Source organism: Stenotrophomonas sp. 3(2025), from assembly GCF_052665395.1.
The window spans coordinates 47,442-71,010 of sequence record NZ_JBQOIF010000007.1; the positions used below are offsets into that span (position 1 = coordinate 47,442).

General features: G+C 67.0%; 24 protein-coding genes. 14 read left to right on the top strand and 10 right to left on the bottom strand.

Annotated elements, in window-relative coordinates:
• The first annotated feature begins 117 nt into the window (after positions 1 to 117).
• From ACUXVE_RS07345 to ACUXVE_RS07355, 3 genes are all read left to right on the top strand, one after another.
• On the top strand, positions 118 to 831 hold the full coding sequence (locus ACUXVE_RS07345; protein WP_093817588.1) for a hypothetical protein: 714 nt from the start codon (positions 118 to 120) through the stop codon (positions 829 to 831).
• A gap of 81 nt (positions 832 to 912) precedes the next feature.
• On the top strand, positions 913 to 2,409 hold the full coding sequence (locus tag ACUXVE_RS07350; RefSeq protein ID WP_093817589.1) for an ATPase domain-containing protein: 1,497 nt from the start codon (positions 913 to 915) through the stop codon (positions 2,407 to 2,409).
• Entirely contained in the window at positions 2,399 to 4,453 is a 2,055-nt protein-coding gene (locus tag ACUXVE_RS07355; RefSeq protein ID WP_445514122.1) for an ATP-binding protein, read from the top strand. The genes ACUXVE_RS07350 and ACUXVE_RS07355 overlap by 11 nt, the downstream gene beginning before the upstream one ends.
• A 94-nt stretch (positions 4,454 to 4,547) precedes the next feature.
• On the opposite strand, the gene ACUXVE_RS07360 is transcribed toward ACUXVE_RS07355, so the two are convergent.
• Complete coding sequence (locus ACUXVE_RS07360; protein ID WP_445514123.1) at positions 4,548 to 5,579, bottom strand: LacI family DNA-binding transcriptional regulator; 1,032 nt, start codon at positions 5,577 to 5,579, stop codon at positions 4,548 to 4,550.
• Between the two features lie 284 nt (positions 5,580 to 5,863).
• On the opposite strand from ACUXVE_RS07360, the gene ACUXVE_RS07365 reads away from it, so the two are divergent.
• The 5 genes from ACUXVE_RS07365 to ACUXVE_RS07385 all read left to right on the top strand — a co-directional run bounded on the left by ACUXVE_RS07365 (position 5,864) and on the right by ACUXVE_RS07385 (position 10,576).
• A complete protein-coding gene (locus tag ACUXVE_RS07365; RefSeq protein WP_445514124.1) occupies positions 5,864 to 6,436 on the top strand; it encodes a single-stranded DNA-binding protein in 573 nt (190 codons plus the stop codon).
• A gap of 204 nt (positions 6,437 to 6,640) precedes the next feature.
• Positions 6,641 to 7,531, top strand: a complete 891-nt coding sequence (locus ACUXVE_RS07370) for a hydroxypyruvate isomerase family protein (protein ID WP_222390392.1) — start codon at positions 6,641 to 6,643, stop codon at positions 7,529 to 7,531.
• A gap of 26 nt (positions 7,532 to 7,557) precedes the next feature.
• Entirely contained in the window at positions 7,558 to 9,243 is a 1,686-nt protein-coding gene (locus tag ACUXVE_RS07375; RefSeq protein WP_445514125.1) for a GMC oxidoreductase, read from the top strand.
• Positions 9,243 to 9,818, top strand: a complete 576-nt coding sequence (locus tag ACUXVE_RS07380; RefSeq protein WP_445514126.1) for a gluconate 2-dehydrogenase subunit 3 family protein — start codon at positions 9,243 to 9,245, stop codon at positions 9,816 to 9,818. Before ACUXVE_RS07375 ends, ACUXVE_RS07380 begins: the two co-directional genes overlap by 1 nt.
• Complete coding sequence (locus ACUXVE_RS07385) at positions 9,803 to 10,576, top strand: 3-keto-disaccharide hydrolase (RefSeq protein ID WP_445514127.1); 774 nt, start codon at positions 9,803 to 9,805, stop codon at positions 10,574 to 10,576. Before ACUXVE_RS07380 ends, ACUXVE_RS07385 begins: the two co-directional genes overlap by 16 nt.
• 10 nt (positions 10,577 to 10,586) lie before the next feature.
• On the opposite strand, the gene ACUXVE_RS07390 is transcribed toward ACUXVE_RS07385, so the two are convergent.
• Genes ACUXVE_RS07390 through ACUXVE_RS07410 form a run of 5 tightly spaced genes read right to left on the bottom strand, consistent with a single transcriptional unit; the run spans position 10,587 to position 15,221 of the window.
• Positions 10,587 to 10,865, bottom strand: coding sequence for a c-type cytochrome (locus ACUXVE_RS07390; RefSeq protein WP_445514175.1), 279 nt, complete (start codon positions 10,863 to 10,865; stop codon positions 10,587 to 10,589).
• 36 nt (positions 10,866 to 10,901) lie between these two features.
• Entirely contained in the window at positions 10,902 to 11,768 is an 867-nt protein-coding gene (locus ACUXVE_RS07395; RefSeq protein WP_208081889.1) for a sugar phosphate isomerase/epimerase family protein, read from the bottom strand.
• A 19-nt stretch (positions 11,769 to 11,787) separates the two neighbouring features.
• On the bottom strand, positions 11,788 to 12,912 hold the full coding sequence (locus ACUXVE_RS07400; protein ID WP_105163603.1) for a Gfo/Idh/MocA family protein: 1,125 nt from the start codon (positions 12,910 to 12,912) through the stop codon (positions 11,788 to 11,790).
• A 12-nt stretch (positions 12,913 to 12,924) separates the two neighbouring features.
• Complete coding sequence (locus ACUXVE_RS07405) at positions 12,925 to 14,142, bottom strand: nucleoside permease (protein WP_093817598.1); 1,218 nt, start codon at positions 14,140 to 14,142, stop codon at positions 12,925 to 12,927.
• A gap of 26 nt (positions 14,143 to 14,168) precedes the next feature.
• Entirely contained in the window at positions 14,169 to 15,221 is a 1,053-nt protein-coding gene (locus ACUXVE_RS07410; RefSeq protein ID WP_445514128.1) for a sugar phosphate isomerase/epimerase family protein, read from the bottom strand.
• Positions 15,222 to 15,316: 95 nt separating this feature from the next.
• On the opposite strand from ACUXVE_RS07410, the gene ACUXVE_RS07415 reads away from it, so the two are divergent.
• On the top strand, positions 15,317 to 16,324 hold the full coding sequence (locus ACUXVE_RS07415) for a LacI family DNA-binding transcriptional regulator (protein WP_025873934.1): 1,008 nt from the start codon (positions 15,317 to 15,319) through the stop codon (positions 16,322 to 16,324).
• A gap of 39 nt (positions 16,325 to 16,363) precedes the next feature.
• Here ACUXVE_RS07415 and ACUXVE_RS07420 read toward each other — a convergent pair whose 3' ends face one another.
• The 4 genes from ACUXVE_RS07420 to ACUXVE_RS07435 form a co-directional block, all read right to left on the bottom strand.
• The gene (locus tag ACUXVE_RS07420; protein WP_025873933.1) at positions 16,364 to 16,756 is read right to left on the bottom strand and encodes a DoxX family protein; all 393 of its coding nucleotides are present in this window, start codon (positions 16,754 to 16,756) and stop codon (positions 16,364 to 16,366) included.
• A gap of 185 nt (positions 16,757 to 16,941) precedes the next feature.
• Positions 16,942 to 17,964 carry an ACR3 family arsenite efflux transporter gene (arsB, locus tag ACUXVE_RS07425; RefSeq protein WP_140224925.1) on the bottom strand — a complete coding sequence of 341 codons (1,023 nt, stop codon included), beginning with the start codon at positions 17,962 to 17,964 and terminating at the stop codon, positions 16,942 to 16,944.
• 14 nt (positions 17,965 to 17,978) lie between these two features.
• Positions 17,979 to 18,485, bottom strand: a complete 507-nt coding sequence (locus tag ACUXVE_RS07430) for an arsenate reductase ArsC (RefSeq protein ID WP_445514129.1) — start codon at positions 18,483 to 18,485, stop codon at positions 17,979 to 17,981.
• 15 nt (positions 18,486 to 18,500) lie between these two features.
• On the bottom strand, positions 18,501 to 18,830 hold the full coding sequence (locus ACUXVE_RS07435; RefSeq protein ID WP_080149449.1) for an ArsR/SmtB family transcription factor: 330 nt from the start codon (positions 18,828 to 18,830) through the stop codon (positions 18,501 to 18,503).
• 17 nt (positions 18,831 to 18,847) lie between these two features.
• Between ACUXVE_RS07435 and arsH the strand changes: the two genes are divergently transcribed.
• The 5 genes from arsH to ACUXVE_RS07460 all read left to right on the top strand — a co-directional run bounded on the left by arsH (position 18,848) and on the right by ACUXVE_RS07460 (position 23,518).
• On the top strand, positions 18,848 to 19,579 hold the full coding sequence (arsH, locus tag ACUXVE_RS07440; protein WP_222390371.1) for an arsenical resistance protein ArsH: 732 nt from the start codon (positions 18,848 to 18,850) through the stop codon (positions 19,577 to 19,579).
• An 86-nt stretch (positions 19,580 to 19,665) separates the two neighbouring features.
• Positions 19,666 to 20,691 (top strand): AI-2E family transporter, encoded by a 1,026-nt coding sequence (locus ACUXVE_RS07445; protein WP_032975895.1) that lies wholly within the window; start codon positions 19,666 to 19,668, stop codon positions 20,689 to 20,691.
• Positions 20,692 to 20,747: 56 nt separating this feature from the next.
• On the top strand, positions 20,748 to 22,490 hold the full coding sequence (locus tag ACUXVE_RS07450) for a GGDEF domain-containing protein (RefSeq protein ID WP_154879619.1): 1,743 nt from the start codon (positions 20,748 to 20,750) through the stop codon (positions 22,488 to 22,490).
• Between the two features lie 72 nt (positions 22,491 to 22,562).
• A complete protein-coding gene (locus ACUXVE_RS07455) occupies positions 22,563 to 23,006 on the top strand; it encodes a hypothetical protein (protein ID WP_445514130.1) in 444 nt (147 codons plus the stop codon).
• Between the two features lie 11 nt (positions 23,007 to 23,017).
• A complete protein-coding gene (locus ACUXVE_RS07460; protein WP_445514131.1) occupies positions 23,018 to 23,518 on the top strand; it encodes a GNAT family N-acetyltransferase in 501 nt (166 codons plus the stop codon).
• The last annotated feature ends 51 nt before the right edge of the window (positions 23,519 to 23,569 follow it).

The following is a 23,569-nucleotide window of genomic DNA, read 5'->3' on the forward strand; positions in this document are numbered from 1 at the left end:
CGCGCTGAACGGGGGCGGCGTCATGCCCCTTTGGTCATGGTGCCCCAGACGATGGCCGTCCCAACGGGTGGGGGCTGGATATACTCGTTCACGCCCCGACGCGGAAAAGGACATCCGGTGCGCATCGCATTCTGGTCAAGCTGGTTGCTGTTGATCTCCCTCGGTATCGGGTTGGCGCTGGCGCTGGCCGATTTCCGTACTGCCACGCATTACGCATCCGCACCGCTGCTGCTGGAACCGGGCACGCAGCTGACGCTGGAAACCGAGCGGTTGTTGCCGGGGCGGCCGCAGTTGTCGTTGACGTTCCAGCGGCCCCCGCCGGACTACGACCAGCCGGATCCCGTGCTTGGCAACTGGCAGAACAGTCAGCACGCCGGTTTCCTGCGCTTCCGCACGCCCGGCGAGCCGATCAGGCTGAAAGTCGAGCATGACGGTCGGCACGCGATCTATCGGGCCATGCCGGTCAGTTCGCATGGCTCGGGTGAGGTGACGCGCGAATTTACGCCGGACGAACCCGGCGCATCGCCCACCGATTTCCAGTGGCCGCCACTGGCCTCGCCGCTTACGCTGGGTGCAGGCAACCTGCACCTGAAGATCACCGTTGTGGAGGTCGGGCCTGGGCTGCGCGGAGAAACCGCGACACTGGGCCTGGAACCGGGCCTTCAGATGAAAGTGACTGACGCGGACTACGGTTGGTTGTGGCTGCTGTTTATCGTCAAACCAGCGCTGCAACTGCTGCTGGCGCTCCATGCGGTGGTGATGCTGGCGTGGAGCTGGCGCAGGGGGCGCACTTGGTGGCGGGGCAGAGCTGGCGTCGTGAAAGCTTCCTGAATGCGTTAACAGCGGTGCACTGGATCACACAACCCGTCGACAGGGGCGCCGATAGGATTTCCCCCTCAAACGTCGACGTCGATGCAGGCACGCATGCGGATCACAACCGGAATTGAAGGACTGGACAGCATCATTGGCGGCGGGCTGCCGCAGGCGCGGCTGTACCTGCTTGAGGGGCCGCCGGGCTCCGGCAAGACCACGCTGTCCCTGCAGTTCCTGCTGGAAGGCCTGCGGCGCGGCGAGCGCTGCCTCTACATCACCCTGTCCGAGACCGCCGAGGAACTGCGCGAAGTCGCGTTGGCCCACGGCTGGTCGCTGGACGGTCTGCACCTGTTCGAGCTGGGTTCGGCCGAAGGGGCGATGGGCAATGGCCGCCTGCAGTCGGTGCTGCATTCGTGGGAAATGGAGCTGGACGAGACGGTCAACCTGATCATGTCCAAGGTGGACAGCATCGGGCCGACCCGGGTGGTGTTCGATTCATTGTCGGAACTGCGCCTGCTGGCGCAGGATTCGCTGCGCTATCGTCGGCAGATCCTCGCATTGAAGCAGTTCTTCGCGCCCAAGAGTGCGACGGTTTTCCTGGTGGACGACCTGACGTCCAGCGGCGATGAGCGCGACGGCCAGCTGCACAGCCTGTGCCACGGCGTGGTCTCGCTGGAGCGCCTGACCCTGGACTTCGGCCCTGCCCGGCGCCGCATGCAGGTGCAGAAGCTGCGGGGCGTCGATTTCGTTGCCGGCTACCACGACATGGTGATCCGTCGCGGCGGCGTGCAGATCTTCCCCCGCCTGATCGCCTCCGAGCATCACGGGCGGTTCGTCGGAACGCCCATCAGCAGCGGCGTGGCCGAGATCGACCGGCTGCTGGGCGGCGGTCCGCTGCGCGGTACCTCCACCCTGTTGACCGGCCCGGCCGGCAGCGGCAAGACCAACGTGGCGCTGCAGTATGTGTGGGCGGCCTGCGAGCGCGGCGAGCGCAGCTGCATCTTCGAGTTCGACGAGCGCGTGGGCACGCTGCTGGCACGCGCTTCGGCGCTGGATATCGACCTGGAAAAGCACCTGCGCTCCGGCCTGCTGGAGATCCTGCAGATCGACCCGGCTGAAGTGTCGCCCGGGGAGTTCTCCTGGAACCTGCGCAAGTCCGTGGAAGAGCGCGACTGCCGCGTGCTGGTGATCGACAGCCTCAACGGCTACGTGACCGCCATGCCGCAGGAAAAACAGCTGATGCTGCAGCTGCACGAGATGCTGTCCTACCTCAACCAGAAGGGTGTGGCGACCTTCATGATCAACCCGCAGCATGGGCTGGTCGGCACCATGTCCACCGGCAGCCTCAACGTGTCCTACATCGCCGATGCGGTGGTGCTGTTCCGCTTCTTCGAAGCCAAGGGGCGCATCCGCAAGGCGATCTCGGTGATCAAGAACCGCGGCGGTGCGCATGAAGACACCATCCGCGAACTGAAGATCGACGGGCGCGGCATCACGGTCAGTGCCGCTTTGGCCGATTTCCAGGGCATCCTCACCGGCACGCCGGAGTTCGTCGGCGACAGCGCAGCGCTGCTGGGCCAGTCCGATGTCCGATAGTGACGAGGGCGGCACCGTTGTCCGTATCGTCGCTCCTTTCGGCCGTGATGCCGACAGCATCGCTGCGGTGCTGGCCAACGCGGGTCTGACAACGCGCATCGCACCTGCGCTCGACGAACTGGCGAGCCAGCTGGATGACTGCACCGGGCTGGTGGTGGTCACCCAGGAAGCGGTGGCACGCGGCAGCGAGGTACTGCTGCAGGCGCTGCAGCAGCAGCCGGCCTGGTCGGACATTCCGTTCATCCTGCTGCGCTCGGCGCGTTCCTACCGTCGTTCAACGCGCGAACCCCTCCTGCCCGCCTCGATCAACGTGGTGGAGATGGACCGTCCATTGGGCAGCATGTCACTGCTCAGTGCGGTACAGGGCGCACTGCGCGCGCGCGGCAAGCAGTTCGTGGTGCGTGACCAGCTCACCGCACTGGCCGATGGCCGTGCGGCGCTGGCACGCAGCGAGTCCGAACTGCGCCTGATCGCCGACGCCATGCCGGTGCTGATCGCGTTCATGGACCGCGCGCTGTGCTTCCGTTTCGCCAACAAGGCGTACGAGAGCTGGTTCGAACTGGCGACCGGCGAAGTCATTGGCAGACACGTGCGCGAGGTCATCGGCGAAGCCGTATGGCAGCAACGTCGCCCGGCGATGGAGGCTGCGTTGGCCGGTCGCGAGGCGGTGTTCGAAATCGTCTGGCCACATCGCGTGTACGGCCGTCGCGACTGCGAGGTGCGTTACTCGCCGCGTCGCAATGGTGAGGGGCGCATCGATGGTTTCCACGTGTTCGTCACCGATATCACCGCGGCCAAGCTGGCCCTTGCCAGCAGCCAACAGCACGCGCACGCGCTGGAGGCGATGGTGGCCGAGCGCACCCGTGAACTGGAAGCGCAGATGGCGGCGCGCGAGGCCAGCGACGCTGCATTGCGGCAGTCACAGAAGATGGAGGCGATCGGCCAGCTGACCGGCGGCATCGCCCACGATTTCAACAACATGCTGACCGGCATCCTGTCCGCGTTGGACATCGTCCGGCTGCGCCTGGACATGGGCCGGGTCGACGACCTCGAGCGTTTCCTGGACACCGCCACCGCCTCGGCACAGCGCGCGGCGGCACTGACCCAGCGCCTGCTGGCGTTCTCCCGGCGGCAGTCGCTGGATGCGCGTCCGGTGGAGCTCAACACGCTGCTGGTTTCGGTGCAGCACCTGCTGCACAGCACCCTGGGCGAGGCGGTGCGCATCCGCGCCGAACCCTCGCCGCTGCCCCTGCACGCCGCGCTGGATGCCAACCAGTTCGAGAGTGCGCTGCTGAACCTGGCCATCAACGCGCGCGATGCGATGCCGCATGGCGGCGATCTGACCCTGCGCGCCTCGTCGGTAAGCGTAAGGGAAGGCCAGTACACGGCCGTGCCTGCTGGCGACTACGCATTGGTGGAGGTGGCCGACACCGGTGCCGGCATGGCGCCGGAAGTGGTCGAGCGCGCCTTCGAGCCCTTCTTCACCACCAAGCCCATCGGCAAGGGAACGGGGCTGGGCATGTCGATGGTGTACGGCTTCATGCAGCAGTCCGGTGGCCACATCGCCATCCAGTCCAATGTCGGCGAGGGGACGACGGTGCTGCTGTTCATTCCGTTGTCGGAGGCCGTTGTGGAAGACGCGCCTGCACCTTCGCAGCCGATCCGGCGCGGCGCTGGCCAGTCCATCCTGGTGGTGGAGGATGACGAGCAGGTACGGATGCTGGTGACGGTGGTGCTGGAAGACCTGGGCTACCACGCCCAGGTGGTGGGTGATGCCGATGCGGCGATTCCCATCCTCACTTCGGCGCAGAGCATCGATCTGCTGGTCACCGATGTCGGGCTGCCGGGGCTCAACGGGCGCCAGCTGGCGGAGATCGCGCGGCAAACGCGGCCGGCGCTGCCGATCCTGTTCATGACCGGCTATGCGGAAAAGGCACAGGAGCGCGCGGCCTTCCTCGACGAAGGCATGGCGATGATCGCCAAGCCCTTCCTGCTGGATGAGTTCAGCATGGCGGTACGCACGGCCATGCCGGGCGGCGCGTAGCGATGCAGGTCCTGTAGAGCCGGGCCATGCCCGGCTGTCGTCGGCCTTGCGTCCCACGCAGGCATGCCGAGTATGGCTTGGCGCCACCGAAGGGCTACGCGCGCAGCGACGACTCGCGCACCACCAGCTTCACCGGAATGCTCTGGCCTTCCACCGGCTGCCGGCCGATCAGCGCCAGCAGCTTCTCCACCAGCAGCTGGCCGGCCTGCTTGGTGTCCTGCTGCACGGTGGTGAGCGGCGGTGACACCGAGGCTGCCAGCGGGATGTCATCGAAGCCGGTCACCGCCACGTCCTGCGGGACCCGCAGGCCCTGCTCGCGCAGCGCGCGCACCGCGCCGATGGCGATCAGGTCGCTGGCCGCGCAGACCGCATCGATGGAACGGTCCTGGGCCAGCAGTGACAGGCACGCCTCATGCCCGGACGCCTCGGTGGTGATCGCATCGTGCTGCAGCGCCGGGTCGGCGGTCAGGCCATGCACACGCAGCGCCTCGACGTGGCCGCGATAGCGCTCCTGGAATTCCGGGTAATGGCTGGAGGCATGGCCGAGGAAGGCGATGCGGCGGCAGCCCTGTTCCAGCAGGTGGGCGGTGATGTCATGCCCGCCCTGGAAGTTGTCGCTGCCGATCGACACCCCCGGCTGGCCGGGCAGGGCCGCGCCCCAGCGCACGAAGTGGGTGCCTTGTTCCACCAGCCGCTGCAGGCGGTCGCGCGACTGGTGGTAGTCGCCATAGCCCAGCAGGATGATGCCATCGGCCTTGTTGCTGTCTTCGTAATCGGCCTGCCAGTCGGTGGACAGCTGCTGGAAGGACACCAGCAGGTCCTGCCCATGCAGCGCGCAGGCGCGGGTGATCGACCCCAGCATCGAGTGGAAGAACGGGTTGATCAGCGAGTCGTCGTTGGTCGGGTCCTCGAAGAACAGCAGGGCCAGCGTGCCGGCATTGCGCAGGCGCAGGCTGGAGGCATTCTTGTCGACCTTGTAGTTCAGCTCGCGGGCGATGCGCAGGATGCGCTCGCGGGTTTCGGCGTTGACCATCGGGCTGCCGCGCAGGGCCCGCGACACCGTGGGCTGGGAGACCCCGGCCAGGTGGGCGATGTCCAGGGAGGTGGCTTTGCCTTTGATGGTCATGGGGGCCGGCAGGGAAATGATCGGGGAATGATGCCATGGGGCGCCGATGGGCTGGCGCCGCGCGCCGGGGCAGGGCGCGCGCAGTGCCCTGCCCAGGGGGCTGCAGGCCGGATTCCGGCCATGGCCGGGGGCTTTCCCGACCCAGGTGTCGGCCGAGGGGATGGTAAGATGACCCGTTCTCGTATTCCCCCAAATTTCCCGGGGGCGACCCCAGCGCTCTGCACCCCCGCCCGGGGACGTGCTATCACTGGCGGCCTGCCCCTGGACAACGGACGAAGGTACCTATGGCGCGCGGCATCAACAAAGTCATCCTGGTCGGCAACCTCGGCAACGACCCGGACGTGAAGTACACCCAGAGCGGCATGGCGATCACCCGCATCAGCCTGGCTACCACCAGCGTCCGCAAGGACAAGGATGGCAACCAGCAGGAACGTACCGAATGGCACCGCGTGGTGTTCTTCGGCAAGCTCGGCGAGATCGCCGGCGAGTACCTGCGCAAGGGCAGCTCGGTGTACGTCGAAGGCAGCCTGCGTTACGACAAGTACACCGGCCAGGACGGCGTGGAGAAGTACTCCACCGACATCGTCGCCGATGAAATGCAGATGCTGGGCGGCCGCGGTGAAGGCGGCGGTGGCGGCGGTGGCAACTTCGCTGGCGGCGAGCGCCCGCAGCGCCAGCAGGCCCCGCGCCAGGAATACGGCAGCGGCGGCGGTGGCAACCCGCGTGGCGGCCAGGGCGGTGGTTACAACCAGGGCGGCAACCAGGGCGGCGGCTACGGCCAGCAGCGTCCGCAGCAGCAGCCGCAGCAGTCGGCGCCGCCGATGGATGATTTCGCTGACGACGATATTCCGTTCTGATCGAACGCTCGTCTGCAGGAAGAACAAAAGCCCCGCCTATGCGGGGCTTTTCTTTTCCAGGTTTCACGGCTGCGGAGTTGTGCCTCGCAGCATTGATTTTCGTGCACCGCGACTTGCAAACAGACAATTTCCTCCCCTATGGTGCAATCGATTGCATTGCCGTGAATCGTTGCGTTTGATACCGGTTGGGAGGCCGGCAGGTGGATGTCCATCCATTCGATCAGACCGGCCCCGGGCCTCACGCGGCGCGATGCGCTGCGCATGGCGGCCGCTGCGAGCCTTGGCTTGGGGGCGGCGGGCGTTCTGCCTGTGTTTGCCGCCACGGCGCCGCTCAAGGGCAACCTGAAGCACGCCGTCGCACGCTGGACCTTCCCGCAGCTGTCGGTCGCCCAGCTCTGCGCGACGGTGAAGGACATCGGTTTTGCCGCCATTGACCTGGTGGGCCCGGAGGATTGGTCCACGTTGAAGGCCCATGGCGTATACAGCTCGATGTGCAACGGCGCCGAGCTGGGCCTTACCAAGGGCTTTGCCGCCCGTGAGTTCCACGATCAGCTGGTGGAGCGCTACACGCGGCATATCGACCTGGTGGCCGATGCCGGTTACCGCAACCTCATCTGCTTTTCCGGCAACCGCAACGGGATGGACCCGCAGGAGGGCATGGCCAATGCCGAGGCCGGCCTCAAGCGCATCCTCGGGCACGCCGAGAAACGTGGCGTGGTGCTGGTGATGGAGCTGCTGAACTCCAGGGTCGATCATCGCGACTACCTGTGCGACCACTCCGCCTGGGGCGTGGAGCTGTGCCAGCGGCTTGGCTCGGACAACTTCGGCCTGCTGTACGACATCTATCACATGCAGATCATGGAGGGCGACATCATCGCCACCATCGGCAGGCATCACGCCTGTTTCAAGCATTACCACACCGCGGGCGTGCCGGGCCGGCACGAGATCGGGGACCAGCAGGAACTCAATTACCCCGCCATCTGTCGCGCGATCCGCGACACCGGTTTCGATGGGTATCTGGCGCAGGAATTCATGCCTGTGGCACCGGATCCCGTCGGTTCGCTGCGCGAGGCCATCCGCCTCTGCGACGTCTGAAACGATATCCACCAGGTGAGAGATCCATGGCAGAAAATCATTACGACGCCATCGTTGTTGGCTCGGGAATCAGTGGCGGTTGGGCGGCGAAGGAACTGACCGGGAAGGGCCTCAAGGTCCTGATGCTGGAACGCGGACGCAACATCGAGCACGTCAAGGACTACGTCAACGCGATGAAGGAGCCGTGGGATTTCCCGCATCGCAACCGGCCTACACAGGCGATGAAGGCCGCCTTCCCGGTGCTGATGCGCGACTACGCGCTGGCCGAGAACCTGCAGGGCATGTGGGCCGACGAACAGGAATCGCCGTACATCGAGACCAAACGATTCGACTGGTTCCGCGGCTACCACGTGGGTGGCCGTTCGCTGATGTGGGGCCGTCAGAGCTATCGCTTCTCCGACCTGGATTTTGAGGCGAACCTGAAGGACGGCATCGCCACCGACTGGCCGATCCGCTACGCCGACATCGCACCCTGGTACGACCATGTGGAGAAGTTCGCCGGCATCGCCGGTACGCGCGAAGGGCTGGACGTGCTGCCGGACGGCGAGTTCCTGCCGCCGATCCCGTTGAACATCGTCGAAAAGGACGTGGCCGCGCGGATCAGGAAGGCCTTCGGCGGAACCCGGCACATGATCCACTCGCGCACGGCGAACATCACCAAGCCGATGCCTGAGCAGGGCCGCGTCAACTGCCAGTACCGCAACAAGTGCATCCTCGGCTGTCCCTTCGGTGCCTATTTCTCCACCCAGGCGGCGACACTGCCAGCGGCGATGAAGACCGGCAACCTGACCTTGCGGCCGTTCTCCATCGTCAAGGAAGTGCTCTACGACAAGGACCGCAAGCGGGCGCGGGGCGTGGAGATCATCGACGCAGAGACCGGCCAGACCTACCAGTACACGGCCAAGGTCATCTTCCTCAACGCCTCCTCCTTCAATTCGACCTGGCTGCTGATGAACTCGGCCACCGATGTGTGGGAGGGCGGGCTGGGCTCATCGTCGGGTGAGCTGGGACACAACGTGATGGACCATCATTTCGGCGCGGGTGCCTCCGGCCGGGTCGAAGGCTTCGAGGACAAGTACTACTTCGGCCGTCGTCCCTGCGGCTTCTACATTCCCCGCTTCCGCAACGTGGCCGCTGACAAGCGCGGCTACCTGCGTGGTTTCGGCTACCAGGGCGGTGCCAGCCGCACGGGGTGGTCGCGCGAGATTGCCGAGCTGAACATCGGCGCCGACCTGAAGGAGGCGTTGACCGTGCCCGGTGACTGGCGCATCGGCATGACCGGCTTCGGCGAAATGCTGCCGCACCACGACAACACGATCCGCCTGGACCGGGACCGCAAGGACAAGTGGGGACTGCCGGTGCTGGCGATGGACGTAGCGATGCGCGCCAACGAACTGGCCATGCGCAAGGACATGGCCGCCGATGCCGCCGAGATGCTCGAGGCCGCCGGCGTCAAGGACGTGGAGATGCACGACAACGACTACGCCCCGGGCAAGGGCATCCATGAGATGGGGACCGCGCGCATGGGCCGTGACCGCAGGACGTCCGTGCTGAACCAGCACAACCAGGTCTGGGATGCGCCCAACGTCTATGTCACCGACGGTGCCTGCATGACCTCCAGCGCGTGCGTGAATCCGTCGCTGACCTACATGGCACTGACCGCGCGGGCTGCCGACCATGCCGTGCGCGAACTGAAAGCGGGGAACCTCTGATGGACCGCCGCGAACTGCTGAAGATGATCGTCGCCGCCACCGGCGCGGCGATGATCGGCCTGCCCGCGCTCGGTCAGGCACAGGCTCCCGCTGCAGGGGCGAAGACGCGCTTTACCGACGCGGAGGTCGGCACGCTGGACGAGATCGCCGAGACCATCCTGCCGCGGACGAAAACGCCGGGGGCGAAAGACGCAGGCGCCGGTGCGTTCATGGCGACGTTCGTCAGCGACTGCTACACCACCCGGCAGCTGGCGGCTTTCCGCGCCGGCCTGGTCGATATCGACAAACGCGCCGGCGGCCGCTTTGTGTCACTTGCGCCGCAGGCCCGCACCGAACTGCTGCGCGCGCTGGATGCAGAGGCCAGGAAGCACGCGGTCGAGGTGACCGAAACCGGCACCGCCGAAGCAGGAGAGCCGATGCCGCACTACTTCACGATGTTCAAGCAGCTCACCATCTTCGGTTTCTTTACCTCCAAGGTTGGCGCGACCGAGGTTCTGCGTTACGTCGCCGTGCCGGGCCGCTACGACGGCGACCTGGCCTATGTGCCCGGCACGCCCGCATGGGGGACCAGCTGATGGATCACGCCATGAAGATCGCGCCGCTATTGATCGCCGCCGGCGTGCTGGCCGCAGCACCGGCGTTCGCGCAGGCCAACACAGATCCCGCGCGCGACCCGGCGAAGACCGAGGTGTGGACGCCCGTGCCTGCAACCGTGGCCACGCCGCCGGGCAAGGCTCCTTCAGACGCCATCGTGCTGTTCGATGGCAACGATGCCTCCGCCTGGGAGTCGGAGCAGGGTGGGCGTGTGCCCTGGACCGTCGCCGACGGCGCCATGACCATCGTGCCGGGCAGCAAGGGCATCCGCACCAAGCAGCGCTTCTGCGATATCCAGCTGCATGTCGAGTGGCGCACACCTGTCGAGACCAAGGGTTTCGACGGCCAGAACCGGGGCAACAGCGGCATCTTCCTGCAGGAACTCTATGAGCTGCAGGTGCTGGACAGCTACAACAACCCGACCTATGCCAACGGCCAGGCCGGCTCCATCTACAAGCAGGCCATGCCGCTGGTGAACGCCTCGCGCGCACCGGGGCAGTGGCAGGCCTACGACATCCTCTGGAAGGCGCCGCGCTTCTCGCCGGGCGGCGGGCTCATCTCGCCCGCGCGCATCACCGTGCTGCACAACGGTGTGCTGGTGCAGGACGACACCGTGCTGGCGGGCAGGACCGAGTACATCGGCCCGCCCTCGTATTCACCGCATGCGTGCGCGCCGATCCATCTGCAGGAGCACGACGCCAAGGTCAGCTACCGCAACATATGGGTGCGCGAACTGTAACGCTGGCGGCCTATTTCGCCAGAAAGCTGGTGATGTCGTCGATCTCCTGTTGCGACAGCTGGGAGAACGGCGGCATCAGTCCGCCGCCCTTCCTGATCTTGTCCTTGATCTGCGCGGCATCCAGGCGCTTGCCGATGTCGGTGAGCGCGGGGAATGCGCCTGGCATGCCGGCGCGATCGGCACCATGGCAGGCCGTGCAGTTCGCTGTGTAGAGCTTTGCGCCGGCTGCAGGGTCGTCCTTGGACCATGCCGTGGTTGCCAGCATCGCCGCACAGAGAATCACAGCCATTTTCAGCATCGTTTTCAATCAGGACTCCTTCGCGTACTAGCGCTGCGCGCTGGCTGGCAGGCGGGGGGACAGGTGTTCACGCAGGTAGTCCGCGCCGGTCTGGATGACCTTGGCCGGATCGCGTGGCTGGTCGTGCTCGAGGATGTACCAGTGCACGCCGGCCGCTGCGGCGGCTGGCAGGATCGCGCGCCAGTCCAGCACACCCTGGCCGACGGCAGCGAAGCCGCCCTCGTCTTCGGCCTGGCCCTTGGCTGCATTGTCCTTGGCGTGTACCGCGAACAGGTGGCCGCGGAACTTGCCGAGCATCACCGCCGGGTCCAGGCCCGCACGTGCGACCCAAGCCAGGTCCAGCTCGGTCTGCAGGTCCGGCCCGGCCGCTGCGAACAGCAGTTCCAGGCCGGTCCGGCCATTGAAGTCGACCAGTTCGAAGTCATGGTTGTGGTAGGCCAGGCGCATGCCCTTGGCCCGTACCTGCTTGGCGATCGCGCCCAGTTCCTTGCCCAGCGCGGTCCAGCCTGCGGCATCGGTCGGCCGATCCTTCGCGTCCAGGTAAGGCACCACCAGGGTGGTGTTGCCGATCGACCGGTTGAAGGCCACCACGCCGTCCAGGTCCTTGCGCAGCTCGGCCAGTTGCACGTGGGAGGAAATCGCCCTGATCGAATACCGGTCCAGCAACTGCTTGAGTTCGGCCGCGCTGACGCCCTGCGTGCCCACCGTTTCCACCGCATCCACGCCGGCGTCGTGGACGATCTTCAACTGCTGGTCGAGCGGGCCGGCGTTGCGCAGTGTGTACATCTGCACGGCGATGGGCTTGTGCGGGGTAACGGCTTCGTTGGCGAAGGCGGGCAGGGCAGCGAACAGCAGCAGGGCGAGGGTGGCAGTTCTGCGGGCAGGCGTGTTCATCAAGGGAGGCTCCCGGGGTTCAACCGATGGCGGTCCAGGCACGGGTCCTGGCCGAGGTGATGACGCGGTCGACGATCAGCGCCGAGCGCACACCGTCTTCGAAGGTGGGCAGGCCATCCGGTCGCTCGCCTTCGATGGCGCGGTAGGTGTCGGCGACGAATGCCTCGAAGCAGTGGCCGTAGCCCTGCGCGTGCCCGGCCGGCAACAGCGACAGCCGGCGCTGTTCGGCACTGCCGGCGCCCGGCCCGCGCACGAATACTTCCTCGCGCTGGTCGGGCTTGCCGATCCACAGGCGCTCGGCATCTTCCTGGTTGAACGCCACACTGGCCCTGGCACCATCAATCTCGAACCAGAGACGGTTGTGGCGTCCGGCCGATACCTGGCTGACCGTCAACGATGCCAGCGTCCCGGCGCCGGTGCGGAACATCGCCGCGGCCACGTCCTCGCTGGTGACCGCCTGCATCGCGCCACCGGCCGCTGCTGTGGTGAAGCTCTGCCCGGTGTCGGTGCTGCGTTCGGCGATCACCGTGTCGAATGCCGCGCTGACCTCGGCGAAGCGCTCGCCGCTGACCCATTCCACCAGGTCGCACCAGTGCGAGCCGATGTCGGCGAACACGCGCGAGGCGCCGCCCAGCGCCGGGTCCACGCGCCAGTTGTTGCTGGCCGGGTCCAGCAGCCAGTCCTGCAGGTAGCTGCCGTGGATGAGGTGCAGTGGCCCCAGTTCGCCGTGGGCGATGCGCGCGCGCGCCTCGCGGACCACCGGGTGGTAGCGGTAGACGAAGGGCACCGTGGCGACCAGCGCGTTGGCGGTAGCCAACGCCGCCAGCGCCCGGGCGTCCTCCAGCGTGGTGGCCAGCGGCTTCTCGCAGACCACGTGCTTGCCGGCTTCCAGTGCGGCCTGTGCCATGGGGCGGTGCAGGTGGTTGGGCGTGCATACGTGCACGACCTGCACCTGTGGATCAGCGACCACCTCCTCGATGTCCCGATAGGCACGCGGGACACCCCACGCCTGCGCCACGTCGCGTGCGCGCTGCGGAGAAGAGGCGGCCACGCCACGGATGTCGGCGCCCGCCAGCAGCGCCGCGCGACGGTGCACGGCACCGATCATTCCCGTGCCGACGATGGCGATTCCAGGCTTTGGCATCAGGTAGGGTCCTCAGGGCGTGGAAGCTGCGGCCGCAACCACTGGCCGGTCGCGGAACAGCAGCAGGAAGGCGATCAGCACGAGCAGCGCGACCCCTGCCGGGAACAGCCAGATCTGCTGCCAGTCCGGACCGGCTGCCGTGGTGAAGTGCTCCACCACCGCGCCGGACAGGAACGTGCCGATCAGCATGCCCACGCCATACGTGGCCAGGGTGATGAATCCCTGCGCGCTGCTGCGCGCGGCCGGGCCGGCATGCGCATCGGTGTAGATCTGGCCGGTGACGAAGAAGAAGTCGTAGCAGATGCCGTGCAGCACGATGCCGATCACCAGCAGCGAGAAGCCGCCGCCCGCATCGCCAAAGGCGAACATGACGTAACGCACGACCCATGCGGCCATGCCCACCGCCAGCATCGTCTTCACCCCCAGGCGCACGAACAGGAACGGCATGGCCAGCATCAGCAGGACTTCGGAGACCTGTCCCAGCGACTGCAGGCCCGCCGCGCCGCGCACGCCCAGGTCGTTGAGATACGGGTTGGTGAAGTTGTAGTAGAACGCCAGCGGGATGCAGATCGCGATGGACGCCAGGAAGAACACCAGGTACGAGCGTGACTTCAGCAGGCGCAGCGAATCCAGCCCCAGGATCTGCCCCAGCCCGGCGTCGCGCTGCTGTGCCAGCGGCGGGGTGTGCGGCAGGGTGAACGCATACAGGCCCAGCGCCAGCGACGCCATCGCCGCCATCCGGAAGGTCAGCTCGAGCCGGTGCGCCTGTTCCCAGCCCAGCCAGCCGATCAGCACGCCTGCCACGATCCAGCCGACGCTGCCGGCCACCCGCACCAGCGGGAACTGTTTCTCGGGCGACTGCATGTGCCGCATCGCCACGCTGTTGGCCAGTGCCAGCGTCGGCATGAACAGCAGCATGTAGCCCATGACGCAGGCGGAGAACATGCTGAAGCTGGTTGCGGTGGACGCCAGCCACATCAGCACTGCGCCAGCCAGGTGCAGGACCGCAAGGATGCGCTGCGCCGCGAAGTAGCGGTCAGCGATCAAACCGACCAGGAAAGGCGCGACGATGGCACCGATGGACTGGCTGAGGAAGGCCGTCGCCACCTGGCTTGCGCTGGCCTGCAGCGGGCCCTGCACCAGATAGGTTCCCAGGGTGACGAACCATGCCCCCCAGATGAAGAACTGCAGAAACATCATCGCGCCCAAGCGCGACATGGTGTGCGTCATGGCTTGCCCTCCCAGGCAGTGATGTCTCAGATCCCGAGCATGCGGCGCAGCGATCCGGGATCGGTGCCGCTGTCGGCAAAGTCGTCGAAGGCGCGTTCGGTCACGCGGATGATGTGGTCGCGGATGAAGGCGGCTCCTTCCCGTGCGCCGTCTTCCGGGTGCTTCAGGCAGCACTCCCATTCCAGCACTGCCCAGCCGGGAAAGTCGTACTGGGCGAACTTCGAGAAGATCGCCTTGAAGTCGATCTGCCCATCGCCGGGTGAACGGAACCGCCCCGGACGATCGATCCAGTCCTGGTAGCCGCCATACACGCCACTGCTGGCACTGGAGTGATATTCCGCGTCCTTGACGTGGAAGATGCCGATGCGATCGTGGTAACGGTCGATGAAGCCGAGGTAGTCCATCTGCTGCAGCAGCAGGTGGCTGGGGTCGTACAGGATTTTCGCGCGGGGATGGTGGTCCACCACGTCGAGGAAGCGCTCGAAGGTCGCGCCGTCATGCAGGTCCTCGCCGGGATGGATCTCGAAGCACAGGTCCACGCCGCAGGCGTCAAAGGCATCCAGGATCGGGCGCCAGCGTCGGCCGAGTTCGGCGAAGGCTTCGTCCACCAGCCCGGGTGGCCGCTGCGGCCAGGGATAGAAGTAAGGCCAGGCCAGTGCGCCGGAGAACGTGGCATGCGCGGTCAGCCCCAGGCGCTGGCTGGCCTTGGCGGCCAGCAGCAGCTGCTGCACCGCCCAGGCCTGGCGGGCGGCCGGATCGCCACGCTTTTCCGGCGGCGCGAATCCGTCGAACAGGCTGTCATAGGCCGGATGGACGGCAACCAGCTGCCCCTGCAGGTGGGTGGACAGCTCGGTGATCTGCAGGCCATATCCGCCCAGCATGCCGCTGACATCGTCGCAGTACGCCTGGCTGCGCGCCGCCTCGGCCAGATCGAACAGGTGGGGCGCGCTGGTCGGCACTTGTACGCCAGAATAGCCCAGCCCCGCGGCCCATCCGGCCAGCGTGTCCAGCCGATCAAAGGGAGGTGTGTCGCCGATGAACTGCGCCAGGAACAGCGCTGGACCCTTGAGCGTCTTCACGTTGATTCGCCCTCGATGCAATCGATTGCATTATCCTAGCAGGGGCATTCGAAAGACCCGTTGTGCACTGCACAGCGGAAGGAAGAGGTAACGCCATGGCCACCATCTACGACATCGCAAGGCACGTCGGCGTCTCCGCAGGCACGGTGTCGCGAGCGCTTTCCCGGCCGGACAAAGTGCTGCCGGCTACACGCGCGCGCATTGAGCAGGCCGCTGCTGCGCTGGGCTACGTGCCCAACACGGTGGCCAGGACCCTCAAGACACAGCGCAGCGGCAAGATCCTGGTCACCGTGCCGGACATCGCCAACCCGTTCTTCGCGCAGATCCTGCAGGGCGCGGAGGATGCGGCGCAGGCCGTGGGCTACGCCGTCCTGCTGGGCGACACCCAGAACCTGCCCGAGCGCGAGGAGCGCTACGCGCAGATGCTCCGACGCAACGAGGCCGATGGTCTGATCGTGCTGGGGCATCGCCTGCCGCCGACGGCGCGCGAGATTGTCCAGCAACGAGGTACCGCTGCACCGGTGGTCAATGGCTGCGAATTCGATCCCGCGCTGGGCATCCCCAGCGTCCACATCGACAACGCGGCCGCCGCGCGCGCTGTGATGGAGCATCTGTACGGACTGGGGCACGAGCGGATCGCTGTGGTGGGCGGACCGCCCGACAATCCCCTGCACACGCAACGGCTGGAAGGCGTGCGCGCCGCCGGCAGGGCGCGTGGCCGCCTGCGCCACCTCAGCGTCGTGCCGGGTGACTTTTCCGTGGAGTCCGGTCATGCGGCCGCGATGGCGTTGCTGCCGCCCGCAACCGCACCCACCGCGATCTTCTGCTTCAGTGACCAGATGGCGCTGGGTGCGTTGGCAGCCTGCCGGGATCTGGGCATCCGCGTGCCGGATGACGTCTCCATCGTCGGCTTCGACGACCTGGCGTCATCGCGTTACCTCACGCCTCCGTTGACGACCATCAGGCAACCGATGCGGGAGATCGGTGAGCGCGCGGTCAACCTGCTGCTCGCCATCATCGAACAGGTCGATGTACCGCTTCAGCAGACGCTGGATTTCAGCGTGATGCTGCGGGGTTCGACGGCCCCGCCCAAGGGACGCTGAGGCAAGGGCAGGGCGGCGGGATGCCGCGCTTTGCCCGCATCAGGGCTTGCCGCGCCTGGCGTCCACGCTGAAGCGGCCAGGCCCGCTGCAGGCCAACAGCAGGAAGCCGCCGGCGATGGCCAGGTTCTTCAGGAACATGATCTGCTGCACCGGGTCGGCGAGCTGGTGGTGGAAGATGAAGGCCGTGACCAGGCTGAAGGCGGCCAGCACCGCGGCCACTGCCCGGGTCTGGAAACCGAGCAGGATGCACAGGGCCGTGCCGATCTCGAACAGGATGGTGGGCCACAACAGGATGCCGGGAAGACCCATCGCCGCCATGTAGCCCTGTGTCGCCGCCGGGTCGGACAGCTTGCCCAGGCCCGATACCAGGAACAGCAGCATCAGCAACACGCGGGCGGCCAGCTTCGCAAGGGAGTGAAGCGATGTGTCCACGGCAACGTCCTCAGGGTGGGCAGGGCGGGGGATGATCAACAACGATGCAGGGCGGTATGCCTTGCCCAACCGACCGGGCGCTGCAGCAGGAGCTCCTGTCCGGCCATCGAATCCCATCACGGGTGAAGTGGATGTTGAGAGCGATGGCGCCGGCAGCCTGCCGACCTGCGCGGTGCGTGCCTGCCTCAGCGCCGCTCGTACCAGCCGCGCGATGCATTGACCACGCGCACCACAGACAGCATCACCGGCACTTCGATCAGCACGCCGACCACGGTCGCCAGCGCCGCGCCGGAATGCACGCCGAACAGGCCCACGGCGGTGGCCACGGCCAGTTCGAAGAAGTTGCTGGCGCCGATCAGCGCCGAGGGACCGGCCACGCAGTGGGCAACACCCAGGCGCCGGTTGAGCAGGTAGGCCAGCCCGGAGTTGAAGTAGACCTGGATCAGGATCGGCACCGCCAGGATGGCGATGACCAGCGGCTGCTGCACGATCTGCTCGCCCTGGAAACCGAACAGCAGCACCAGCGTCAGCAGCAGGGCCAGCAGCGAGACCGGGCCCAGCGTGCGCAGCGCGGACTGCAGGCCAGCCTGGCCGCGACGGGCCAGCATCCAGCGCCGCAGCAGTGCGGCCACCAGCACCGGCGCGATGATGTACAGCGACACCGACAGCAGCAGCGTGTCCCACGGCACGCTGATCGCCGACAGGCCCAGCAGCAGCGCCACCACCGGTGCATAGGCCACCACCATGATCGCGTCGTTCAACGCGACCTGGCTGAGGGTGAAATTGGCATCGCCGCGGCAGAGGTTGCTCCACACGAAGACCATCGCGGTGCAGGGCGCTGCTGCCAGCAGGATCAGCCCGGCGATGTAGCTGTCGATCTGCGCGGCGGGCAGCGCGTCGGCGAACACGTGGCGCAGGAAGAACCAACCCAGCAACGCCATCGAGAAAGGCTTGACTGCCCAGTTGATGAACAGCGTTACGCCGATGCCTTTCCAGTGCTGGCCGAGCTGGCGCATCGCACTGAAATCGACCCGCAGCAGCATCGGGATGATCATCAGCCAGATCAGCACCGCGATGGGCAGGTTGACCTTGGCCACCTCCGCCGACGCCAGCGCAGCGAATGGCTGCGGCAGCGCGTGGCCAAGCAGGGTGCCGGCCACGATGCACAGCGCCACCCACAGGGTCAGGTAACGCTCGAACAATCCCATCGGTGCTGGTGCGCTCACGCCTGGCCGTCCCCAGGCTGCACGAAGCCAATGCGATCCAGCGCATCCTTCAACCGCACACGATCGGACCATGTGTCTGCGGGCAATGCCAGCAGGCCCAGCAACCGTGCCTTGATGATGGCGTGGGCCTGCGCGAACGCAGCCGCCTTGTCCTCCGCGCTGCCATCGACGGCAGCCGGATCAGGCAGGCCCCAGTGCGCGCGCACGAAATCGCCGAACACCACCGGGCATGCCTCGGCGGCCGCGGCATCGCAGACCGTGATCACCAGGTCCATCGGCGCGCCGTCGGCGAACTCGTCCCACGATTTGCTGCGCAGGCCTGCCGTTGCAATGCCCTCGGCCTGCAACTGCGCAAGTGCGAACGGATTGACCTCGCCGGTGGGCTGGCTGCCGGCGCTGAAGACCTCGAAGCGATGACCGGCCCACGCCCGCAGGGTGGCTTCGGCGAGGACGCTGCGGGCGGAATTGCCCGTGCACAGGAACAGGACGCGTTGGGTGGTCACGAAGCAGATTTCCGGTCAGCAGGCGCAATCAGGGGAGGTGGGGCTGCAGGCCGGATCGGGCGAGCCCGCGCAGCAGTTGTGGGTGAGGTAGTCGATCAGGCCGGTCATCGCGCTGAAGTTGGCGCGGTAGCAGACATTGCGGCCCTGGCTCTCGCTCTCGACCAGCCCGGCCTGCAGCAGCTCCTTCAGGTGGAAGCTGAGCGTGGCCGGCGGCACCTGCAGGGCGGCGGCGATGTCACCGGCCATGCGTCCGGCCGGGCCGGCTTCGACCAGGAGCCGGAACGCGGCCAGCCGGGTGGCATGGCCGAGGGCGGTAAGGGCGGCGATTGCATTCTTCGTTTCCATATTTCTAGAATAGTCGAATGAATGAATCCATCGCAAGTGCCACCCTTCCGAATCTGGCCGAAGCCTCGCTTCCCCAGCCCGACCCGACCCTGCTGGGCGCCGGCCGCGCACACCCGCCGCGGATCCTGCTGCTGTATGGCTCGCTGCGCCCGCAGTCGTTCAGCCGCAAGCTGGCGCTGGAGGCCGAGCGCCTGCTGCGCCACCTCGGCTGCGAGACCCGGGTGTTCGATCCGCATGGGTTGCCCATGCTCGACAGCGTCGACGCCGATCACCCTGAAGTGCAGCGCCTGCGCGCGTGGTCGCACTGGTCCGAAGGCCAGGTCTGGATCAGCCCGGAGCGCCATGGCACGGTCACCGGCGTGTTCAAGAACCAGATCGACTGGCTGCCGCTGGAAGACGGCAGCGTGCGCCCGACGCAGGGCAGGGCGCTGGCGGTGATGCAGGTCAGTGGCGGTTCGCAGTCGTTCAACACGGTCAACACGCTGCGCGTGCTGGGGCGGTGGATGCGCATGCTGACCATCCCCAACCAGTCTTCGGTGGCCAAGGCATGGCAGGAGTTCGACGAGAACGGGCGGATGAAACCCTCCGCGTACTACGACCGGGTGGTGGATGTGATGGAGGAACTGGTCAAGTTCACCCTGCTCACGCGGGATCGCGCGGACTACCTGGTGGATCGCTACAGCGAGCGCAAGGGTGATCAGGAGGCGGCCGCATTGGCGCGTGCGGCAGGGGCGGTGGCCGCACGCTGACGGCACGCGACCGCCACAGGGACGCGCATGCGCGGGCGCATCACCTCAATCCACTACCATGGGCCACCCCACCAGGATGTGCCCCGATGTCCCTCGTCATCCCGACCCTGCCCAGGCCTCCCGCCGCACGCATCGCCGCCTGGCTGATGATGCTGCTGGGCATGTGGCTGGCACTGAAGCTTGGCCTGGTGGTGACCCTGCTGTCGGGCCTGCTGGTGTTCCAGCTGACCCATGTGCTGGCCTCCACCGTGGAAGGCAAGCTGCGTCCCGGCCGGGCGCGGGCGATCGCGGTGATCGTGCTGTCGGCGGTGATCATCAGCGTGCTGGTGCTGGCCGGTATCGGCGTGGCCTCGTTCTTCCGCAACGAGACCGGTGGCCCGGACGTGCTGCTGGCGCGGTTGATGGACATCCTCAACACCTCGCGCCACCAGGTGCCGGCCCTGCTGCAGCCCTACATTCCCGAGGATCTGACGGCGCTGCGCGCCGCCGTGAACGAATGGGCCGCCGAGCACCAGCGCCAGCTGGGCGTGGCCGGCACATCGGTGGTGCAGGTGGGCGTGCGGGTGCTGATCGGCATGGTGCTGGGCGCGATGATCGCGCTGTACGACGAACTGCCGCTGCCGAAGATGGGCCCGCTGGCGCAGGAACTGATCGGCCGCACCAGCCGCCTGGCCACCGCGTTCCGCCAGGTGGTGTTCGCGCAGGTGAAGATATCGCTGCTCAACACCGTGTTCACCGCCATCTTCCTGCTGGGCGTGCTGCCGCTGTTCGGCGTGCACCTGCCGTTGTCGAAGACGCTGGTGCTGATCACCTTCCTGGCGGGCCTGCTGCCGGTGGTGGGCAACATCATCTCCAACACCATCATCGCCATCGTCGCGCTGTCGGTGTCGTTCTACGTGGCCGTGGCTGCGCTGCTGTACCTGGTGGTGATCCACAAGCTGGAGTACTTCCTCAACGCGCGCATCGTCGGCGGCGAGATCCAGGCGCGCGCCTGGGAGCTGCTGCTGGCCATGCTGGTGATGGAGGCGGCCTTCGGCCTGCCCGGACTGGTAGCCGCGCCGGTGTTCTACGCCTACGTGAAGCGCGAACTGGTGGACCAGCGCTGGATCTGACCCGCCTTTACCCGGGGCAGAGCGCTACACTGATCCGCACCCCAGGGGACACATCGATGGGCCGCAGGGCATCGCCAAACGGACTGCAGACCTGGCTCTGGATCCTCGGTGGCCTGTTCGTGCTGTGCACGCTGCCGCTGATGGCCATCGCGCTGGTGCAGGGCACGCAGCGCTACACCGAAGCCGAGGCCAACCTGGTCAGCCTGCAGCAGCTGCGGCAGACCTTCGAACTGGCCAATCTGGTGTCGGCCGAGCGTGGACCGGCCAACAGCCTGCTCGGCGCCGACAGCACCGATGTGCAGGAGCAGCGCCGACTGGCCGCGCAGCTGGCGGTCGCACGGCAGCGGGTGGACGCAGCGACGCAGCACCTGCAGAGCGTGTTCCAGAACGACCCGCGGGTGGTGGACGAAACACCGCGCCTGCACGAAGCGCGGCGCCGGTTGCAGACTGCGCGCGCCGCGGTCGACCGGGTGGCCGCGCTGCCAAGAGGCGAGCGCTCGGCAGAGGAGGTGGAGCACGCGATCAACAACATGTTCGCGGTGTACGACCGGCTGCAGGCGCTGACCTCGGTGCAGATCAGCGATCTGGTCGCGGCTGATCGCGAAGCCGCGATTCCTGCCATGCAGGGGCAGATCCTGATCGACCTGCGCGAGCACGGTGGCCGCTTGGCATCCAACGTGATGGCGCCGCTGGCCGTGCCCGGCGCGTGGCGGGAGTCGCAGGTGCGCGCTGCGCAGCAGACCGAGGGCCGCCTGCTGGAGCTGTGGCGGTTGGCCGCCAGCCACGAATCGGTGTTCCGCAGCGAGCCGGCGCTGTCCCTGCACTGGGACATGGCGCGCCGGCAGTTCTTCGGCCAGTCGCTGCCGATGGTGGAAAAGCTGATCGACGATGGCCGGCGCGGCGCGCCTGCACCGTGGACGGCGGCCGAGTTCACCGCGCGCTATGTGCCCACCCTGCAATCGCTGGAAGCGCTGCGTGATGGCTACCTCGGCGTTTCGATCGCGCGCTTCCAGCACACCCGCAACAAGGAAGCGGTACGCCTGGCCGTGCTGGGTGCCACTGTGCTGGGTACGCTGCTGCTGCTTGCGCTGGCACTGCGCATCGCCCACGTGCAGATCCTGCGGCCGTTGCTGCAGGCGCAGGCGCAGGTGATCCAGATCGCCTCGGACACGCCGGGTGCAGAGCAGCATGCCACCCACCCGATGGCGGAAATGCAGCGCCTGTTCGATGCCATCGAGGTACTGCGGGCGAAGTCGCACCAGCGCTCGGCATTGACCCGTGAACTGCGTGAGCTGGCCGATACCGATCAACTGACCGGCCTGTTGAACCGGCGCTCGCTGGAGGAACGGGTACGACAGCGGCGTGCCGAGGGAAGCACGCAGGCGGTGGTGATTCTGCTGGACGTGGACCATTTCAAGGCGATCAACGATGGCCAGGGGCACGCGGCCGGTGATGACGTGCTGGTGCAGGTGGCGCAGTTGCTGCGCAGCCACCTGCGCCGCAACGACAGCATCGCCCGTTACGGTGGCGAGGAATTCCTGGTGCTGCTGGCCGATGGTGATCTGGCCAGTGGCCGGCGGTTGGCCGAGTCGCTGCGGGTGGCATTGCGTGCGCACGACATCGTGCTGGGCAGCCGTGACATCCTGCGGGTCACGGCCAGCTTCGGTGTTGCCCAGGGCGCGCTTGACCCGATCGGCTGGCACGCGCTGGTGCGTGCCGCCGACGCCGCCATGTACGAGGCCAAGGCGCTGGGCCGCGACCGGGTGCAGGTGTCCCCTGCTGGACGTGCGGCACGCTGAGGGCAGCCTCGTTCATCGCCAGCGCACGCGCTGCTGCCTAGACTGGCCACTCGCCCGTCCCTGGAGTACGCCATGCCCCTGCGTTCCGTTGTGACTGCCACGCTGCTGGCGGGCCTGTTCGCTGGCTGCGCCAGCAGCACACCGCGGCCCGATCCGGGCGCCGATGCGCCGCGTCATCCGTCGATCGCCGCTGATGCCAGCCCGGTGCCTGCCTTCACCGGCGGGGGCGCCGGCTGGTCCATCGAGATCGCCTCCACCGGCAAGGGCAACCACGATGCCACGCTCAACGTTGCTGGCCGCAGCAGCGCTGGAACGCTGCGCTACCTCGGCCAGCCGGCCGGTGCGCCCAGTTCGTTGACGGTACTCAACGGTACGCTGGGCAAGCAGCCCACCATCGTCGAGATCAAGCGCGAGCCCTGCCGCAACGCCGAAGGCGTGGATACGTCGGCCAGCGTGCAGGTGACTGTCGAGGGTCAACCACAACGCCGCGGCTGCGGCTTCCTGGCCGTGTACTGACTGGCACACGCATGATCCACATCCCTGTGCTGGAGACACCGCGCCTGCGCCTGCGTGCGCAATGCTTGGATGACTTCCCGGTGTATGCCGCGTTCCTGGCCTCGCCCCGTGCAAGCGGCATGGGCGGGCCGTTCGCTGAGGTCGCCGCGTGGGGGCAGTTCTGCCACGACCTGGCCAGCTGGCATCTGTTCGGCCACGGCGCGTTGATGATCGAGCGCCGCGACACGGGCGAGTGCATCGGCCAGGTCGGCATCAACCATGGCCCGCTGTTTCCGGAACAGGAACTGGGCTGGTTGCTGTATGCCGGGCAGGAAGGGCAGGGTTTCGCCAGCGAAGCGGCGGCGGCGCTGCGTGATTGGGGGTTCGTCGTGCGCGGATTGCCGACGCTGGTGAGCTACATGGCAGCGGACAACCACGCCTCGCAGGCAGTGGCGGTCCGCCTCGGCGGCGTGTTGGACGCGCAGGCGGCGCGCAGCGATCCGGATGACCTGGTGTTCCGCTATCTACGCTGATGAGTGACGGTCACCGCGGCGCGGGGGCGTTGCACGCGGGAAGGCCAACTG